The following is a 16880-nucleotide window of genomic DNA, read 5'->3' as shown; positions in this document are numbered from 1 at the left end:
GAGTTCGCTTTCCCTTCTCCCCTCGGGGAGAAGGTGGCCTGAAAGGCTCAGGTGCAACAAGTTGCACCGGGGATGAGGGGGCCGCGTTTGCTTCGCTCAAAGAAAGGCAAATGGCGAGCCAACTGTATCGTCACATAATCCTCCGTCAGCGCGATTGAGGCCTCGGCGCCGACACGCGTCGAGCCGAGACTCTGGCGGATGTAGAGCCCGTCGATCATCGCGGCCACGCCCTCGGCGATATGTTCCGCGACATCGGCGGGGCAGAGCGGCTTCAGATTGGCGACGAGGTTGGAGCGCAGGCGCCTGGCGTAGATGACGAGGAAGCGGCGCGTCTCTTCCGAGCGCTGCGCCTCGGCGTAAAAGGCGAGCCAGGCGGCGATCGTCTGCGGCGCGAACTGGTCGGCGTGGAAGCTGACGCGGATCACCGCCGAAAGCCGCGCGCGCGGCGTGGGGGCCGCCTTCAGCGCCGTCACCGCGTCGTCGCGCAGCTGCTTTAGAAGCGAGCGGATCGTCTCGATCAGCAGCTGCTCCTTGCTGCCGAAATAATGGTGCGCGAGCGCCGGTGAAACGCCGGCCTGCTTGGCGATTTCGGACATGGTGACGCTGAGCGAGCCGTGATCCCCGATCACGCGCAGCGCTGCATCGACGAGCGCCTTGCGGCGCATCGGTTCCATTCCGACTTTCGGCACGGTCTTTCTCCTGCAATAGGGCCAGCATAATTTTGATTGACTGATCAATCAATAAAAATCTGATCGCCTTTTCCGTAAGATATCTCTTTCCATCCGCCGTTTCTGCGCCATACTCAATGAACAACCGGGAGGTGCATGATGACAGACATGTCCAATGAAATGCCTTCGTCTTCCTCGCTGCGATCGAAATGGGTTTGGTTCGTGGTCCTTGGCGCGCTGCTGATCGTCTTCGGCGCCATCGCCGCCGCCAACGTCTTCCTCGCCACTGTCGTTTCCGTCTATTACGTCGGCCTGCTCATGCTGGTCGGCGGCATCGTCTATCTCGCCCATGCCTTTCAGGTGCGCGAGTGGGAGCAGTTGCTCTTCTGGGCGCTGAGCGGTGTGCTCTATGTGCTGGCCGGCGTCTTCGCCTTCATGAATCCCATTCTGGCATCGGCGGCGCTCACGCTGTTTCTGGCCATGGCATTGCTGGTGGCGGGCATCTTCCGTGTCTTCGTCGGCTGGCGCATGCGCCCGTCGAGAGGCTGGGGCTGGGTGCTCTTGAGCGGGCTGATCACGGCGCTCGCGGGCTTCGTCATCGTGCTCGGCTGGCCGGTCAATAGCCTGTGGATCCTCGGCCTCTTCCTTGCCTGCGACCTGCTGCTGCAGGGCTGGTCGATGCTCGCATTCGGCCTCGCCATCCGCCGCTGATTGTGCCCGCTATTCACAGCCTGTTCATCACGCACTGTTTCTTTTTTGACAAGAATGTGAGTGAAGACTAAAATTAACCTCATAGCAGAGGTCGCAAACGTGTGAAGCGACGCTGCTAACAGCCCAGCACCCGCGACCGGAAGGGCGGCCGAAGCGAGTGTGTATCCGTTCCTCGACCGGGCAGGCGTCTGCCCGACGAGGCGATGGGAGACCACGAGGCAATGGGAGTGATGTCATGCCGATGGTAACCGTTTCCATCTCTCCGCTGCAGGCGGCCGATATCCGCGCGGCGATCGACGATGGCACTTATGTTTCCAGCAGCGAAGTGGTGCGCGAAGCGCTCCGGCTGTGGGATGCCGCCCGCAAGGTCGATGGCCTGCCGAAAGCGCGCGATTGCGCCCCCGCCGATGCCAGATGCGTCGCCGACATGTTCGCCGACCACGAGCATCGCCGCACCGCCTGAACGCGGCCTATTTATGACCGCCGCCCGTGCGGCGGTTGCGGCATGCATTTGATAAAACGCCAGTTTTCACAAAAGCTTCACATTGGGGAAAGTGTTCGTTGACGCTTCGCCCTTAGTCTCCGCGCGAAAAATAATAATATGAATGCCGTATAGTGGAGAATGGCATGTCGTTGGCTGCCACCGTAGAGCCCGCCCTTATTCGTCGCTACACCAGCGATCAAATCATTACCCTCGCCAAACTCGTTATCGAAAACGCCTTCCAGCCGATCGTCGAAGCCAGCACCGGTGTTGCCTTCGGCTATGAATCGCTGATGCGCGGCCAGGAGCGGCTGGGCTTCAATTCGCCGCTCGAAATTCTCGACGAGGCCCAGCGCGGCGATCAGTTGCTGCAGCTTGAGCAGATGGTGGCGAGCCGTGCGCTCGCCAAGTTCGCGTCACTGCCGAATTTCGCCACGGCGACGCTGTTCCTCAATCTCGATGTCCGCCTCATTCCGCATGGCGAGCAGCTGGTGGAAAACCTGCTGCAGCATCTGAAGCTCGCCAATATCCCGCCATCCTCGATCTGCTTCGAATTCTCCGAGCGCTTCGACAACACCTCGGTTCCCGAATTCGCCGCATTGGTGTCGCTGCTGCGCAAGCGCGGCTTCAAGCTGGCGATCGACGATTTCGGCGTCGGCCACGGCGAGATGAAGCTGCTCTGCGATCATCCGGTGGATTACCTGAAGATCGACCGCTACTTCATCGCCGATATCGATGGCAGCGCGCGCAAGCGCCACCTGTTGAAGAACATCGTGCACATCGCCCACGTGCTTGGCACCCGCGTCATTGCCGAGGGCATCGAGACCGAGGCCGAGTTCATCACCTGCCGCGAATATGGTGTGGATCTCGTGCAGGGCTGGTTCATCTCGCGCCCGACCACGCATGTCTCCGAGCTGGTGCCGTCCTTCCCGCATCTGCAGGAACTCGGCAAGAGCAAGCGCAACAACCAGTCGCTCGACGAAATCCTTATCCGCAAGCAGATCGAAGTGCTGCCGACGGTCTATGAAAACGACACGATCGACAGCGTCTTCGAGGTCTTCCGCCGCCATCCGCAGAACGCCTTCTTCCCGGTCCTCAACGCCAATGGCGAGCCGCGCGGCATCCTGCACGAGCGCCATCTAAAGGAATATATCTACCACCCCTTCGGCCGCGATCTGCTGAAGAACAAGATGTATGAGCGCACCATCTCGCACTTCGTCGAAATGGCGCCGATCGTCGGCCTCGATTCCGATGCAGAGCAGCTGATGACCATCTTCGCCAACATGGAAGGCGCCAACTGTCTGCTGTTGACGGAAAACATGCGCTATGCCGGCGTCGTCTCGGCCGCCTCGCTCATCAAGGTGATGAACGAGAAGAAGCTGAAGACCGCGCAGGACCAGAACCCGCTGACCGGCATTCCCGGCAACCACGCCATCCGCGATTTCATGCGCGAGGCGAGCCGCGACAGCGATGAGACCCGCCATTTCTGTTATTGCGATTTCGACAACTTCAAGCCCTTCAACGATGCCTATGGCTTCCATCTTGGCGACCACGCGATCTCGCTCTTCGCAGCCTTGATGCGACGCTACTTTTTCGCCGAGCGCCATTTCCTCGGCCACGTCGGCGGCGATGATTTCTTCATCGGCGTGCAGGGCTGGACCAAGGAGGAGCTCACGGAAATCCTCGACCGGCTGATCGGCGATTTCCACGACGATGCCCAGGATCTCTATTCCGAGATCGACCGCGCCGCTGGCCGCATTCGCGGCCACGATCGCGCCGGCGTCGAAGCCTTCTTCCCGCTGATGCGCTGCTCGATCGGCGTTCTGGAGCTCCCCAAGGGTCTCGTCATCGACGACATCAGCCGCGTCTCCGCCGCCATCGCGCATATCAAGGCACTGGCGAAGGAAAGCGCGGAAGGCCTGGTCTTCCATCGGTTGGGCGAGGCGAATTGACGCTCCGGCGTTTCCGCCCTTCTCAACGCCGCGTTGCTGAACTATCTCACTGCTATCCGAATGAGGAGACCGGTGATGTCTTTGCCTGCGCTTATGCGTTTTGTCGATTTGCCCCGCTTCGGCGCCCCTGACGTGATGACCATATCGAGCGGGCCAATACCCGTGGCGGGCGAGGGGCAGATCCTCGTGCGCACCCAGGCGATCGGCGTCAACCGTCCCGATGTCGCGCAGCGCCAGGGCACCTATCCGCCACCGAAGGACGCAAGCCCGATCCTCGGCCTCGAGATCGCAGGTGAAGTGGTCGCGATCGGGCCCGGCGTCAGTGGTTATTCTGTCGGCGACAAGGTCTGCGGCCTCACCAATGGCGGCGCCTATGCCGAATATTGCCTCATTCCCTCAGGGCAAGCCTTGCCGTTCCCAAGAGGTTACGATGCGGTCCAGGCGGCAGCACTTCCTGAAAACTACTTCACCGTCTGGGCAAACATGTTCCAGATGGCCGGCCTCACCGAAGGTGAAAAGGTGCTCATCCACGGCGGCACCAGCGGCATCGGCACCACCGCGATCCAGCTTGCCCGCGCCTTCGGCGCCGAGGTCTACGCGACCGCTGGTTCTCAGGAGAAATGCGACGCCTGCGTCAAGCTCGGCGCGAGAAGGGCGATCAACTACAAGACCGAGGATTTCGCCGAGGTGATCAAGGCCGAAACCGGCCAGGGCGTCGACATGATCCTCGATATGATCGGCGCTGCCTATTTCGAGAAGAACCTCGCCTCGCTGGCGAAGGATGGCTGCCTCTCGATCATCGCCTTCCTCGGCGGCGCGGTTGCCGAAACGGCCAACCTCGCGCCGATCATGGTCAAGCGGCTGACGGTAACCGGCTCGACGCTGCGCCCGCGCACGCCGGAAGAAAAGCGCGCCATCCGCGACGATCTCCTGTCGCAGGTCTGGCCGCTGCTCGACGAGGGCAAGCTTGCCCCCGTGATCCACAAGACCTTCGCCTTCGAAGATGTCGTCGAAGCCCACAAGCTGATGGAATCGAGCAGCCATATCGGCAAGATCATGCTGCGCGTCTGACGATCACGCCGCTGCCGTCACTTGCGTCTCGTTGCCGGACTTCTGGATCGACAGCGAGATCAGGATCGTCACGATCCCCGGCAGCGCCATCAGCACGAACAGCCAATGCGCCGCGGATATGCCGCCAGTAACGCCGCCTGGCGCAAGCAGGCCGGTGCTGTTGACGATGACGCCCGCGAAGGCTGCGCCGAATGCGCTTCCGAGCGATTGCACGGTGGTGATCGCCGCCGAGGCCTTGTCCTGCTCCGATGTCGCCACGAGGCGCAGCACCTTGGTCACCAGATGCGCCCAGCCGAGCCCGACCCCGAACCCCATGAGAAACATGAAGACGACGGCCGGCGCGAGCAGCGCAATGCTGCCTGCCTGATTGTCGCGTGCCAGGAAGATCGCCAGCGCCGCGACCGCAAACGTCTCGATCACGCAGCCGATAACGATCGCGCGTCCGGCGCGGGGACCGGAGAACGAGGCGCTGAGGAACGCTGCCACCGTCCAGCCGAGCGCGACGAGCGCCGTGAGGTACCCGGATTCCAGTGGGCTGACATTGTGCAGCGATTGCAGGAAATAGGGGATGTAGATGTCGCTGGTCAGCACCAGGATCAGCAGAAACATCATCAGGTAGACGCGTGAAATCGGCATGCTGAGGGCCACGGCGCCTGTCGGCAGCAGCCGGTTCTCGCTTCGCCGCTCTATGCCGAGCATGGCGACCACGGCGATGAGCGATGCCGCAACCAGCAGCGCCTTCGATTGCGTCGTCTCGATCGTGCCGGCGATGCTGACCAGAAGCACGGCCGCCAGAAGCAGCGCGATCTGCGTGATCGGCGTGCGCCCGGGAGCCCGATCATCATGCGCCGACGGCAGCAGTACGGGCGCAAGGATAGCCATGAGCACACTCACGGGAACAAGCAGCATGAAGGCGTGGCGCCAGGTGCTGCCATCGGAGAACAGGCCGCCGAGGCTTGGTCCGAGCAACGTCGCCACGCCCCAGATCGCCGCATAGAGCGTCGAGGCCTTGCGCCACAGGTGCTCGGGATAGGCAAAGCGGATGAATGCATAGGCAAGCCCGCCCAGCGCGCCTGCTCCAAATCCCTGCACCGCGCGTCCGGCCAGAATGACCTGCATCGAGGGCGCCAGCGCGCAGATTAGGCTGCCGGCCGCAAACATAAGCGCGCCGGCCACGTAAACCGTGCGCAGGCCGATGCCGCGCGGCCGCATCGCGACGAAGATGGAGCCGAGCACGGCAGCCGCGACGAACAGGGTGGTGACCCACGAGAGCAGCTCCAGCCCGCCGATATCGCGCACGATCGATGGCGCGATGGTCGCCATGATATAGGCCTCGACCGCATAGAGCGTCACGCCGCCGCCGAGCATCAGCGTGGCTGCCAGGACCGGTCTTGAAAAGAGATGGAAGACGGAGGAGCGCTCCGTCGCGACGTCGTCGATGCTGCTCATGCGGAATGCCTTGAATGTTTCCTGGAGAGTTTTTGGGAAAGTTTTTTACAAGTTATAGCTTGGAAAAAATACACAGCCGCGCTATTAAAGCAAGAACAAGCTTGGAAAAATATCAGCCTATGCGCCAATCATCAGCCAACCGAATCCTGATGCTGCTCAAGACCGAAGGGCCGCAACTCCTATCGGCCATCGGCGAGGCGCTGTCCATCTCCGGCGAGGCCGCGCGCCAGCAACTGGCGAAGATGGCCGAGGAGGGACTGGTAGAACCCGTTTCCGAGCCCGCGCCGGGCAGGGGCCGCCCCCGCCAGCTCTGGCACCTGACGCCATCAGGCAACGCCCGCTTCCCAGACCGTCACGCCGAACTGACCGCGACGCTTCTCGCAACCATGGTCGAGAGCCTCGGCCCCCAGGCGCTCGACACCGTCATCGCCGCCCGCGAGGCTGATACGCTGGCGCGCTACCTCAGCGAGATCACGGCAGAAGATCTCCCCACCCGCGTCCGCCAGCTGGCCGGCATCCGCACCGACGAAGGCTACATGGCCGACAGCTGGCAGGAAGAGGATGACTCGCTGCTCCTGATCGAAAACCACTGCCCCATCTGCGCCGCCGCCACCGCCTGCGCCGGCTTCTGCCGCTCCGAACTCGAAACCTTCCGCAGCATCCTTGGCGCGAACGTCGAGCGCGAGGAACACATCCTCCACGGCGCGCGGCGTTGTGCGTATCGGATTAGCGTGGGCTAGCCCGCTAAAGCCCGATCCTCCCGATCGCCGGAATCTTCACGCCGGGATTGGCGACATCGATGCCGGCGACCAAGCCCATGAAGTGCACCTCGAAGCCGCTGCGCTGGCCGGCGGCGATGCCGACCAGGCCGTAGAGCGTCGCATGCATGTCGCGCCCGTCGGCATCGATCGCGAACATCCGCCCGTCGCTGAGGAAATCGCGCCCGACCGCATCGGGCGGTAGCACGGCGTCGAGATCGGGCACGGTTCGCAGCACATGCGCGACGAAGCTGTTGGAATTCGGGCCCGGATAGATCCGGTAGTCGCCGACGCCGGCATAGGGATAGGACTGGATCGCCGCCTCGACGGCCGGAATGAGCCTCTGGGCCTCGTCGCCCGAGATCTCCTTCACGATATGAGGCGTGTTGGAATACCAGTAGGCGTCCGCGACATAGTTGTTGCGGCGGATCGGCGAGCCCCAGCCGACCTTGTCGTAGCGATTGTAGGTCGCGTCGCCCTTGGCCTTCGTGACGATCCACGAGTGGCTGGCGACCGCGCCCTTCAGCCCGCCGGTGCTGGCCGACATGATGTAGATCTTGGCGTCGCCGCTGGCATCGGCCTTCGGCAGCACGCCCGATGTGCCCCATTCGGCCTCCCGCCACGAGTTCGGATGATTTTGCAGGGACCACCACCCGGCCGACGCCAGGGCCGGCAGCAGATAGACGACGAGGATGAGAAGAAGGAGCCGTTTGAGATGACGCATGAAACGCCGGGGACCTTTGCTGACGTGCGGTTGCGGCCAAGGATGTGACGAGCAAGATGGCGCAATTGCGCCGCTCTTTTTCAACATGAACCCGATTGCTTTATCGCGCCCATCATTTATGCGTGACAGCCTGTTCAGAATATCAGGATAAGCCCATGACCAATCCCGTCACCGTTGAAGTCACCCGCGGCGCGCGCGTCGAAAGCCGGCATCGCGGCGCCGTCATCGCGGTCGATGGCGATGGCGAGGTCGTCTTCTCGCTGGGTGATGTCGAGGCGCCCACCTTTCCGCGTTCGGCCTGCAAGGCCATGCAGGCGCTGCCGCTGGTCGAAAGCGGCGCCGCCGATGCTTACGGTTTCGGCGACAAGGAGTTGGCGCTGGCTTGCTCCTCGCATAATGGCGAGGACGAGCATGTCGCCGTCGCAGCCTCTATGCTGGCGCGTGCCGGCCGCGATGTCGAAACGCTCGAATGCGGCGGCCACTGGTCGTCGAGCCAGAAAGTGCTGATCCACCAGGCCCGCACCATGGAGAAGCCGACGGCGCTGCACAACAATTGCTCCGGCAAGCATTCCGGCTTCGTCTGCACCTGCGTCCACCAGGGCGTCGATCCCAAGGGTTATATCGGTTACGATCACCCGCTGCAGCGCGAGATCCGCGCCACCATGGAAAACCTGACCGGCGCCGTGCTCGGCCATGATAATTGCGGCACCGACGGCTGCTCGATCCCGACTTACGCCGTGTCGCTGAAGGGGCTGGCCCATGGCTTCGCCAGGATGGCGACCGGCAACGGCCTCAAGCCATTGCGCGCGAAAGCCTCGCGCCGGCTGTTCGATGCCTGCATGGCCGAGCCCTTCTATGTCGCCGGCACCGGCCGTTTCTGCACGAAGCTGATGCAGCTGGAGCCCGGCCGCATCTTCGCGAAGACCGGTGCCGAGGGCGTCTTCTGCGCCGCCATTCCCGACCAGGGCATCTCGATCGCCGTCAAATGCGACGACGGCCATGCGCGCGCCGCCGAAAGCATGGTTGCCGCGGCCCTTGCCCGCTTCTTCGACAAGGACAGCGCCATCGGCGTCGGTCTGGCAGAGCTGGCGACTTCAAGCATGCACAACTGGAATGGTATTCACGTTGGCGACATTCGCGCGGCGGCGGTACTCTTTGATTAAGGCGTGCCGGAACGATACATTCTGAATATCAAAGATAGCCAATTCTAATATATGCGAAACTGAACCGGATGACGGCGCGTGCGCTTTCATCCGGTTAAGCTACTCTTGGCGCAGTACATCGATTGCCATGAGGGCAGGATATGTTTGCAGGCCGCTATCTCTGGTGGATGCTGATCGCTCTGGCGGTCTTCCTGTTCTTTGCCATGAGCTTCGATTACGTCACCTGGGCAACGGTCGCGACATCGAGCTGCGCGCGGGTTGCCGGCTCCTGTGGGCCGCTGATCCTGCTGATGACCGGTACGATCAAGCCGATCGGCTATTACATCGCCGGCGGCATCATCCTCGTCGTCACCTTCGCCCGCATTCACCACATCGGCATGAGCTGGCTATGGTGCCTCTTCTTGCTCGTCCTCTTCGGCGCCTCGGCGCCGTTTCCGCTCCTGCTCGCCAATGTCTGGACCGGCCAGATGAACGCGGAAATGGTGATGGAGAACCTGCCGGTGGCTTTCCCCTTCCTCGTGGTGTTCTGCACCTATATCGGCTGGTCGTTCGAGGATGGAGGGGGCAGGCCGCTCGGTCCCTGGCGCTGGCTGCGCGTCGCGATCCGGCTTTCGGCCCTGTATGGCGCCATGATAGCGCTCGCGCAGACACCGACGTTTGCCTGGATGCCCGGCCGGCTGCTCGACATGCCCTCACTCTCGGTCCTGCTGGCCATCTGGCAGCCGAAGCTGGAGACGGCACTCACGCTCGGTGCGTTGGATGATCGGCTGGCCTATCTCGCCCTTGCCGTCTTCTCGACAGCACTCGCGGCAAGCCTGTTCGGCCCTCGCATCGAGGACCTCCGTGCCCGCCTGATGACGCCCTTCATGCTGAAAGGATCGCGCCGTTGAGGCTGCGATAGGGCGCAAGCTGCGCCTCGTCGATATCGTCAGGCACGATCAACCCCGAAACCGAGGCGACTGGGAGAACCTGGCAGGCGGATGCCCGGTCGAGCTTGTCCGCCGTCAGCAGCACATAGGTTTCGATCGCGCAGCCGGCGATATACCGCTTGATCGCGGCCTCCTCGAAATCCCCCGTCGACAGCCCGTGCACGGGATGCGCCGCCGTCACCCCGAGGAAGAACAGGTCCGGCCGCAGCTGCGATATCGCTGCCATCGCGACGGCGCCGACAGCCACCATCGAATGCTTGTAGAGCTTGCCGCCGATCAGGATGACCTCGGCGGTCGGATGATGCTCGAGCTCGGCGGCGATCGTCGGGCTGTGCGTGACGATGGTGACCGATAACCCGCGCGGCAGCTGCCGGGCGATCTCCGCCGTGGTCGTGCCGCCGTCGAGAAACACCATCTGGCCCGGCTTGATCAGCCCGATCGCTTTTGCCGCAAGCCGCTGCTTCGCGTCCCGCGACACATCCTTGCGGGTCGAAAAATCGGGCAGCTCCGGCGAGAGTGGCATCGCGCCGCCATGCACGCGCTTCAAGAGCCCCTCCGCCGCCATCTCGCGCAGGTCTCGACGGATCGTGTCTTCAGACACGGAGAGGTCCTCGGCCACCCGCTTGGCAATCACCTGGCCGTCGCGGCGCAGCAGGTCGAGGATCAGTGTCTTGCGTTGGGAGGTCAGCATAAGGCTCACGAAGTTGAATGAATTTTCCTGAGTTTGCACGAAACGATTCGACAATCAAGAAATATCATGCATTTTCACGCAATCCCGTGCATGAAGCCGGGAGTTGAGGAGAAGAGACATGTTGATCTTGATTGCGGGCCCCTATCGGTCGGGCACCGGTGACGATCCGGCGAAGATGGCGGCCAACCTGCAGCGGCTGGAAGCCCCGTCGCACGCTTTGTTCGAGGCCGGCCACGTGCCGATGATCGGCGAATGGGTCGCCCTGCCGGTCTGGCATGCCGCCGGCGGCAAGAGCGTGGGCGATGATCTCTACGAGCGGATATTCCACCCCGTTGCGGGCCGCCTGCTGCAACTGTGCGAAGGCGTGCTGCGGCTGGAAGGCGAATCCAAGGGCGCCGACAACGATGTCCGCATCGCGAGAGAGCGCGGCATTCCCGTCTGGTACCGTCTGGAAGACGTGCCGGGCTGCGCAAAGGCCGCTTGAAGCTGCGCCAGAGACAAATCGGGGAGGCCGCGCATGCGGTCTCTCTTTCTCGCTCGCAATCCGTCGCGCGCGCTCTATGCTCTCCTGAAAAACAGGAGTCGTCATGCTGACATTGTATTTCGCGCCCGGCGCATGTTCCCGCGCCAGCCTCATCGCGCTCGAGGAATCGCGCCTTCCTTTCGAGGCGAAGCGGGTCGATACCGCCAATGGCGAACAACGCTCCGAAGCCTATCTCAAGATCAACCCCAAGGGCCGCGTTCCGGCACTTATGACCGAAAAGGGCGTGCTCACCGAAACGCCGGCGATCCTGGCCTATATCGCTGCGATCGCGCCGGCGGCCGGCCTTGCGCCGCTCGACGACCCCTTCGAATTCGCCCGCCTGCAGGCCTTCAACAGCTACATCTGCTCTACGGTGCATGTGAACCACGCCCACGGCCGCCGCGCCAGCCGCTGGGCCGATGACGTTGCTGCGCATGAGGCGATGAAGGCCAAGATGCCGGAGACCATGACAGAGAGCTTCGCGCTGATCGAGGACGGCATGTTCGCCGGTCCCTGGGTGATGGGCGAGCGTTACTCCGTCGCCGATCCCTATCTCTTCGTCATGACCGGCTGGCTGCCGAGCGACGATGTCGACCCGGCACGCTTCCCCAAGGTCGCCGACCACTACGCCCGCATGCTCGAGCGCCCGGCTGTGCAGCGCGCGCTCGCCCGCGAAAAGGCGTAAGCCGCTTCACCTCTGGTAACTTGCCGCAAGCTTCTTCGGCGCGCGCAATCGCCACGCGCCGATCAACCGATCCGTCAGTTCCGCATCGCCGATGACATCGACACGCACGGGCAGATACTGCCAGCCGACATAATGCGGGGTCTGGAAATAGATCTCGGGCGCCAGCGCAAGCAGTGCTTCCTTCTCGTCGAGCGAAATCGAGATCACGATCGTCTCGTTATCCTTCACGGCCACGAAGGACTTTCCGCCCACCTTCAGCGCATGGTTGCCGTAGGACGTGCCTTCCTCGACGCCCGGCAGTTTCGCCTCGGCCACAAGCCGCAGCAGCCGCTTGAAGATCGCGTCGATATCCTCAGCCATGCGTCAACTCCCGGTGCTCGTCCGGGATAGCCTAGCAGATTTCGGAGCCTATGCGCAGAGCGCCAGTTCGGGCTGGTCACGACTGTGGCTGGGCTGCTCGCAACGCTCAAGCGGCAGGTCCGCCAACTCCCTCAGCGACATCCGCGCGAGATCGGGATGGGAGAGCGGATCGCCTGCCGGGTCCGCCCCATAAGGCGGTTCGGCGGCCTCTTCGTTCAAGAAAAACTTTAGCCATTGCATGGGATACCTCGCTTTCTCGGTCTCTGCCTGCGGTGGGTGATCGCTTGGCAGGCGAAAGATGCACGCGTGATGCTAGGCAATATCCTCCCGACGCGGGGAGGGTTTCAATTGAGAATAACGGAATTCTGATATAGAAAATCTATATGAGAAATCTGAACTCGGTACATCTGAACGGCTTGCGCGCGCTTGAAGCGGTTGGACGGCTGGGCTCGCTGCAGGCGGCGGCCGAGGAGCTTGGGGTGTCGGTCGGCGCAGTCAGCCAGCAGGTGATCAAAGCCGAGGCGCAGCTTGATCGAACGATCTTCGAGCGCACGCCCAAGGGCATGCTGGCGACCGAAGCGGGTGCTCCGCTGCTGGCGGCGCTGAATGAAGGCTTTTCGCATCTGTCGCGGGCGGTGGCGCTTGCGCAGCGCCGCGACGACAGCATCCTGACGATCTCGGTGGCGCCCGTTTTCGCCGCGCGCTGGCTGGTCTATCGCCTCGATCGTTTCGCCGAACACCACCCTGATATCAACCTGCGCATGGACGCGACCATGAAGCTGGTCGATCCGGCGCTATGCGATGTCGATATCGGCATCCGCGTCGGCGATGGTCGCTGGCCGGATGTGAAGGCGGAGCTGCTGCTGGAGCAGGAGGTGTTTCCCGTCTGCACGCCTTCTATGGCCGAGCGCTTGCGCGAACCCGCCGACCTCCTGGCGCTGCCCGCGATCATCGATGGTCGCGCGATGTTCGGCTGGGACGTCTGGATGCGCGCGGCGGGACTTGAGGGTGCGGCGCTCGAGACCCGCCACGTCTTCAACGACGCCTCGCTCTGCCTCGATGCCGCCATCGCCGGGCAAGGGGTGATGCTCGCCTGGCAGACGCTGGCCGGCTATGCGCTGCAGCAGGGCCAGCTGGTCGCGCCCTTCGGCATTCGCGCCAGAACCGGCTTCGGCCACTATTTCGTGACCGCGCACGGGGTGCGCGAACCGAAGAAGGTCAGGGACTTCAAGGCCTGGATCCGCGCCGAAATGGCCGAGACCTTGAAGCTCTTTATCTGATCACACCGCCTCTTTGGACCGTGCTGCCTGCATGGCGATATAGGCCGGGCGGGCCTGGCAGCGCTTGATCCAGGCATCGACCTTGGGGTGCGCGTCGAACAGTGCCTGCTCGGATTGGGCATAGCGCAGCACTTCTGCGAGGTTGAGATCGGCGGCGGTGAAGCGGTTGCCGACGAGATAGTCGGTGGTGGCGAGATGCTTCTCGAGCACCGCCAGCGGCCGCTTCAGCGAGCGGCTGGCCACCGCGATTGTCGCCCGGCCCTCGTCGGTGTCTTCCTTTTCATTGTCGTAGGTCATCACCAGCTTGATCGTGTGGATCTCGACCTCGGTCGCGGCCCACATCGTCCACATGGTCAGAACGCCGTCTTCCTCCACGCTCTGGCCGGCGAGCGAGCCGCCGTGCTTGCGGGCGAGATAGAGCGTGATCGCCAGCGACTCGTGCATGACGAGATCGCCGTCCTTGATGGCCGGGATCATCGCCATCGGATTGATGGCGGCAAAATCAGGCGACAGCGTATTGACCGGCGCATCCGACGCCAGCGGGTTGTCGAGGCGCCGTGCCTGCAGCACGGGGACGGAGGTGAACTCCAGCCCGAGCTCTTCAGCCATCCAGTAGACGCGCGAGGCGCGCGAGCGATAAACGCCGTAGATTGTCAGCATGATGATGTGCCCCTCTTGAAATCTGCCGCGAACCTAGAGGCTAGGGCGATCAAGCGGAAGCTTCCACGGGTTATGGGTCAATCAAAGCTTTTGATAGGGGGTTAGGACACGCGATTCCGCTCGACCGTCAGATGCGTGTAGCCCCCGGCGCCATCCGCCAGTTCTCCCGACATCTTCTTGTCCCATTCGAACCCGACCACCGCGCCCTCGGCCATATCCTGAAACACATTGTCGGTAATGACGGCCGTCCCAGCCCCATCGACAATGGAGACCGCACAGCCGACCGGCGCCTTGCGGATGACGTTGCCCGTGACCACCAGGTTGCGCATGTAGGGACCCCAGCCGAGCTGCATGCCCCATCTTGGCGCACCCTCGATGATGTTGTTCGAAACCAGCGTGTCGGCCTCCGCGGCAATGCCGATGCCGAAGCTCACATCCGGCTTGTAGGGTCCGTCGAGCTTCAGATTGCGCACGACGTTGCCGGTGACGCTGGCGAGCCTGCCGCCCTTGTCGAAATTGGCGATCGAGATGCCGTTGGCGGCCCCGTCGATCATGTTGTTTGCGACCACGGTCCCCTCGAACTCGAATTCGACATAGATCGCCGTCTCGCCCGATCGCCGGCACTGGTTGCCCGATATCTGCACGTCGGAGGCCGAGTTGGCGCGGATCGCGGTGAAGGCGCAGTCGGAGATATGGTTGTTGGCGACCATGACATTGTCGGCGCGAAACAGGTTGATGCCGTTGCCGTTCTGCCCGGTGCCGCCATCGGTCGCGCCGATCCTGTAGATCCGGTTGCCGCTGACGATGCTGTCATCGGCCGCCTTCTTCCAGCGATGGATCAGGATGCCGCCATTGCCGCAATCGAACACCTCGTTGTTGGTCACCGAAAGGCCCGAGGATTCCACCGCGTAGAGCCCGGATTGCGCGGCCCCCGAGATCCGGCTGCGCTCGACCCGCCCGCCGCAGCGCTCCAGCTGCAGCCCATGCTTGCGGCTTCCCGAGATCTCGCAATTGTCGATCACGACGTCGTCGACGCCGGTGAACTGCACCAACGCGGATGCATTATCGCCAAGCCAGCGGTTCTGCCCGTCGATCACGATATTGGAGAGCTCGATGCGCTTGACGTTCTCGGCGGTAAACAGCCGTCCGTCGCCGGTATAGACGATCCGCGATGCGCCGGGCACGCCGGTGATGCGCGTATTGTCGGGCAAGGTCAGGTTCGACACCTTGTAGACACCCGGCGGCAGAAACACCGGAACGTTCTCCGCCGATGCGTCGTCGATCATCTTCTGCAGGCTGCTGCTCTTGCGATCGCCGGGATCGGGTGCGGCCTTGTATTTCACCGCATCGATCGACCCGCGCAGATCCGGCTGCCGGCTCGCCGCGAAGACGGGTGGCGTGAGCATCGCGACGGTGGAGCAGGCGGCAAGGCGCAAGAGGTTGCGGCGGGACGCCAGGGGGAGGGACGAAAGGAGCGGCGATCTGTTCATGGCCTTTCTCATGCAGGAACCGTGCCGCGATTTCTGTTCCGTTTCGGGACAGCCCACGCATCGCGGTTACGCTTTGTTAGCATCTCGGTGCCGCGTTGCTCCCGGCTTGCTGGAAGGCCATGGCGATACGAGGCATCGGGCACAGCCTCCAGCGCGGCATGTCGAATGCTGGCCTCTGGTTCTTCCGCCATTTGCCGCTATCTCTATGTTAATGAGATTTGACGCGCTGCTTTATCCCGCGCCCGAGGGCCTCTATTGCCCGGTGGGCCGATTTTATGTCGATCCGGTCAGGCCCGTGGAGCGCGCGCTGATCACCCACGGCCATTCCGACCACGCCCGCTCCGGCCACGGCCATGTGCTCGCCACCCGCCAGACGCTGGATATCATGCGCATCCGCTACGGTGAGGACTTCTGCGGCTCGGAGCAGGCCGCCGCCTTCGGCGAAGAAATCGTCGTCAACGGCGTCAAGGTGAGCTTCCACCCCGCCGGCCATGTGCTCGGCTCCGCCCAGATCGCGATCGAAAAGGACGCGACGCGCATCGTCGTCTCGGGCGATTACAAGCGGCGCCCGGACCCGACCTGCGCACCCTATGAACCTGTTGCCTGCGACGTCTTCATCACCGAGGCGACCTTCGGCCTGCCTGTCTTCCACCACCCGGACCCCGCGGGCGAGATGGCCAAGCTTTATGCGTCGCTCCGCCAGTTTCCCGAGCGCACCCACATGATCGGTGCCTACGCGCTCGGTAAGGCCCAACGCGTCATCCGCCTCCTGCGCGACACCGGCTACGATCAGCCCATCTATATCCACGGCGCCATGGAACGGCTCTGCGACTACTACGTCAGCCAAGGCATCGACCTCGGCGAACTGCGCCCGGCAACCGTCGAGGGGCGCGATAAGTCTTTGTTCAAGGGCGCCGTCGTCGTCGGCCCATCATCCGCCTTCGCCGACCGCTGGGCCCGCCGCTTCAACGACCCGCTGCCTGCCTTCGCGTCCGGCTGGATGATGGTGCGCCAGCGCGCCAAGCAGGGCGGCGTCGAACTGCCGCTCGTCATCTCCGACCATTGCGACTGGCCGGAACTGACAGACACGATCTCCGAGCTTCACCCCGCCGAGGTCTGGGTGACGCATGGGCGCGAGGAGGCGCTGGTGCGCTGGTGCGAGCTGCAGGGCATCAAGGCCAAGCCGCTGCATCTGGTGGGGTATGAGGATGAGGCGGAGTGATGAGTATGGTTAGCTCTTGCGCCGTTGATACACCTGGCGCCAATGATACCCCCCTCTGCCCTG

Annotated in this window: 19 protein-coding genes; 11 read left to right on the top strand and 8 right to left on the bottom strand. The window is 63.1% G+C overall.

What is annotated here, in order from left to right:
• Positions 1-47 precede the first annotated feature (47 nt).
• Positions 48-689: a transcriptional regulator BetI gene (gene betI, locus B3605_RS10115; protein ID WP_296433645.1), complete on the bottom strand. Its 642-nt coding sequence runs from the start codon at positions 687-689 to the stop codon at positions 48-50.
• Between the two features lie 138 nt (positions 690-827).
• On the opposite strand from betI, the gene B3605_RS10110 reads away from it, so the two are divergent.
• The 4 genes from B3605_RS10110 to B3605_RS10095 all read left to right on the top strand — a co-directional run bounded on the left by B3605_RS10110 (position 828) and on the right by B3605_RS10095 (position 4883).
• Entirely contained in the window at positions 828-1379 is a 552-nt protein-coding gene (locus B3605_RS10110) for an HdeD family acid-resistance protein (RefSeq protein ID WP_112944475.1), read from the top strand.
• Positions 1380-1614: 235 nt separating this feature from the next.
• Complete coding sequence (locus tag B3605_RS10105) at positions 1615-1842, top strand: ribbon-helix-helix domain-containing protein (RefSeq protein WP_018899011.1); 228 nt, start codon at positions 1615-1617, stop codon at positions 1840-1842.
• A 164-nt stretch (positions 1843-2006) separates the two neighbouring features.
• On the top strand, positions 2007-3812 hold the full coding sequence (locus tag B3605_RS10100) for a GGDEF domain-containing protein (protein WP_112944474.1): 1806 nt from the start codon (positions 2007-2009) through the stop codon (positions 3810-3812).
• A 75-nt stretch (positions 3813-3887) separates the two neighbouring features.
• Entirely contained in the window at positions 3888-4883 is a 996-nt protein-coding gene (locus B3605_RS10095; protein ID WP_112944473.1) for an NAD(P)H-quinone oxidoreductase, read from the top strand.
• A gap of 3 nt (positions 4884-4886) precedes the next feature.
• On the opposite strand, the gene B3605_RS10090 is transcribed toward B3605_RS10095, so the two are convergent.
• Positions 4887-6332 (bottom strand): MFS transporter, encoded by a 1446-nt coding sequence (locus B3605_RS10090; protein WP_112944472.1) that lies wholly within the window; start codon positions 6330-6332, stop codon positions 4887-4889.
• A gap of 119 nt (positions 6333-6451) precedes the next feature.
• On the opposite strand from B3605_RS10090, the gene B3605_RS10085 reads away from it, so the two are divergent.
• A complete protein-coding gene (locus B3605_RS10085) occupies positions 6452-7072 on the top strand; it encodes a helix-turn-helix transcriptional regulator (RefSeq protein WP_296433642.1) in 621 nt (206 codons plus the stop codon).
• A 4-nt stretch (positions 7073-7076) separates the two neighbouring features.
• On the opposite strand, the gene B3605_RS10080 is transcribed toward B3605_RS10085, so the two are convergent.
• Positions 7077-7814, bottom strand: coding sequence for a DUF3750 domain-containing protein (locus B3605_RS10080; protein WP_112944470.1), 738 nt, complete (start codon positions 7812-7814; stop codon positions 7077-7079).
• A 155-nt stretch (positions 7815-7969) separates the two neighbouring features.
• Between B3605_RS10080 and B3605_RS10075 the strand changes: the two genes are divergently transcribed.
• Together B3605_RS10075 and B3605_RS10070 are read left to right on the top strand one after the other, a co-directional pair.
• On the top strand, positions 7970-8977 hold the full coding sequence (locus tag B3605_RS10075) for an asparaginase (RefSeq protein ID WP_112944469.1): 1008 nt from the start codon (positions 7970-7972) through the stop codon (positions 8975-8977).
• A gap of 140 nt (positions 8978-9117) precedes the next feature.
• Entirely contained in the window at positions 9118-9867 is a 750-nt protein-coding gene (locus B3605_RS10070; RefSeq protein WP_112944468.1) for a hypothetical protein, read from the top strand.
• On the opposite strand, the gene B3605_RS10065 is transcribed toward B3605_RS10070, so the two are convergent.
• On the bottom strand, positions 9842-10597 hold the full coding sequence (locus B3605_RS10065; RefSeq protein WP_112944467.1) for a DeoR/GlpR family DNA-binding transcription regulator: 756 nt from the start codon (positions 10595-10597) through the stop codon (positions 9842-9844). The genes B3605_RS10070 and B3605_RS10065 overlap by 26 nt on opposite strands.
• A gap of 118 nt (positions 10598-10715) precedes the next feature.
• Between B3605_RS10065 and B3605_RS10060 the strand changes: the two genes are divergently transcribed.
• Both B3605_RS10060 and B3605_RS10055 read left to right on the top strand, forming a co-directional pair.
• Entirely contained in the window at positions 10716-11081 is a 366-nt protein-coding gene (locus B3605_RS10060; protein ID WP_047507802.1) for a hypothetical protein, read from the top strand.
• A gap of 103 nt (positions 11082-11184) precedes the next feature.
• Positions 11185-11805 (top strand): glutathione S-transferase family protein, encoded by a 621-nt coding sequence (locus B3605_RS10055; protein WP_112944466.1) that lies wholly within the window; start codon positions 11185-11187, stop codon positions 11803-11805.
• A gap of 6 nt (positions 11806-11811) precedes the next feature.
• On the opposite strand, the gene B3605_RS10050 is transcribed toward B3605_RS10055, so the two are convergent.
• Positions 11812-12165 (bottom strand): MmcQ/YjbR family DNA-binding protein, encoded by a 354-nt coding sequence (locus tag B3605_RS10050; protein WP_112944465.1) that lies wholly within the window; start codon positions 12163-12165, stop codon positions 11812-11814.
• Positions 12166-12213: 48 nt separating this feature from the next.
• A complete protein-coding gene (locus tag B3605_RS10045) occupies positions 12214-12405 on the bottom strand; it encodes a hypothetical protein (protein WP_112944464.1) in 192 nt (63 codons plus the stop codon).
• 143 nt (positions 12406-12548) lie between these two features.
• On the opposite strand from B3605_RS10045, the gene B3605_RS10040 reads away from it, so the two are divergent.
• Positions 12549-13445, top strand: a complete 897-nt coding sequence (locus tag B3605_RS10040; protein WP_112944463.1) for a LysR substrate-binding domain-containing protein — start codon at positions 12549-12551, stop codon at positions 13443-13445.
• On the opposite strand, the gene B3605_RS10035 is transcribed toward B3605_RS10040, so the two are convergent.
• Both B3605_RS10035 and B3605_RS10030 read right to left on the bottom strand, forming a co-directional pair.
• Positions 13446-14105, bottom strand: coding sequence for a glutathione S-transferase family protein (locus tag B3605_RS10035; RefSeq protein WP_112944462.1), 660 nt, complete (start codon positions 14103-14105; stop codon positions 13446-13448).
• A 101-nt stretch (positions 14106-14206) separates the two neighbouring features.
• Positions 14207-15562, bottom strand: coding sequence for a TIGR03808 family TAT-translocated repetitive protein (locus B3605_RS10030; protein WP_112944509.1), 1356 nt, complete (start codon positions 15560-15562; stop codon positions 14207-14209).
• A gap of 244 nt (positions 15563-15806) precedes the next feature.
• Between B3605_RS10030 and B3605_RS10025 the strand changes: the two genes are divergently transcribed.
• Entirely contained in the window at positions 15807-16817 is a 1011-nt protein-coding gene (locus B3605_RS10025) for a ligase-associated DNA damage response exonuclease (protein WP_112944461.1), read from the top strand.
• Positions 16818-16880 lie beyond the last annotated feature (63 nt).

Source organism: Rhizobium sp. UBA1881, from assembly GCF_002338015.1.
Lineage (GTDB): Bacteria > Pseudomonadota > Alphaproteobacteria > Rhizobiales > Rhizobiaceae > Rhizobium.
This window is presented reverse-complemented; position numbering and strand designations above follow the sequence as displayed.

Bases quoted from the DNA above. Each gene is read 5' to 3' on its own strand.
- B3605_RS10110 (WP_112944475.1), top strand. From the start codon at position 828: ATGACAGACATGTCCAATGAAATGCCTTCGTCTTCCTCGCTGCGATCG.
- B3605_RS10105 (WP_018899011.1), top strand. From the start codon at position 1,615: ATGCCGATGGTAACCGTTTCCATCTCTCCGCTGCAGGCGGCCGATATC.
- B3605_RS10100 (WP_112944474.1), top strand. From the start codon at position 2,007: ATGTCGTTGGCTGCCACCGTAGAGCCCGCCCTTATTCGTCGCTACACC.
- B3605_RS10095 (WP_112944473.1), top strand. From the start codon at position 3,888: ATGTCTTTGCCTGCGCTTATGCGTTTTGTCGATTTGCCCCGCTTCGGC.
- B3605_RS10090 (WP_112944472.1), bottom strand. From the start codon at position 6,332: ATGAGCAGCATCGACGACGTCGCGACGGAGCGCTCCTCCGTCTTCCAT.
- B3605_RS10085 (WP_296433642.1), top strand. From the start codon at position 6,452: ATGCGCCAATCATCAGCCAACCGAATCCTGATGCTGCTCAAGACCGAA.
- B3605_RS10080 (WP_112944470.1), bottom strand. From the start codon at position 7,814: ATGCGTCATCTCAAACGGCTCCTTCTTCTCATCCTCGTCGTCTATCTG.
- B3605_RS10075 (WP_112944469.1), top strand. From the start codon at position 7,970: ATGACCAATCCCGTCACCGTTGAAGTCACCCGCGGCGCGCGCGTCGAA.
- B3605_RS10070 (WP_112944468.1), top strand. From the start codon at position 9,118: ATGTTTGCAGGCCGCTATCTCTGGTGGATGCTGATCGCTCTGGCGGTC.
- B3605_RS10065 (WP_112944467.1), bottom strand. From the start codon at position 10,597: ATGCTGACCTCCCAACGCAAGACACTGATCCTCGACCTGCTGCGCCGC.
- B3605_RS10060 (WP_047507802.1), top strand. From the start codon at position 10,716: ATGTTGATCTTGATTGCGGGCCCCTATCGGTCGGGCACCGGTGACGAT.
- B3605_RS10055 (WP_112944466.1), top strand. From the start codon at position 11,185: ATGCTGACATTGTATTTCGCGCCCGGCGCATGTTCCCGCGCCAGCCTC.
- B3605_RS10050 (WP_112944465.1), bottom strand. From the start codon at position 12,165: ATGGCTGAGGATATCGACGCGATCTTCAAGCGGCTGCTGCGGCTTGTG.
- B3605_RS10045 (WP_112944464.1), bottom strand. From the start codon at position 12,405: ATGCAATGGCTAAAGTTTTTCTTGAACGAAGAGGCCGCCGAACCGCCT.
- B3605_RS10040 (WP_112944463.1), top strand. From the start codon at position 12,549: ATGAGAAATCTGAACTCGGTACATCTGAACGGCTTGCGCGCGCTTGAA.
- B3605_RS10035 (WP_112944462.1), bottom strand. From the start codon at position 14,105: ATGCTGACAATCTACGGCGTTTATCGCTCGCGCGCCTCGCGCGTCTAC.
- B3605_RS10025 (WP_112944461.1), top strand. From the start codon at position 15,807: ATGAGATTTGACGCGCTGCTTTATCCCGCGCCCGAGGGCCTCTATTGC.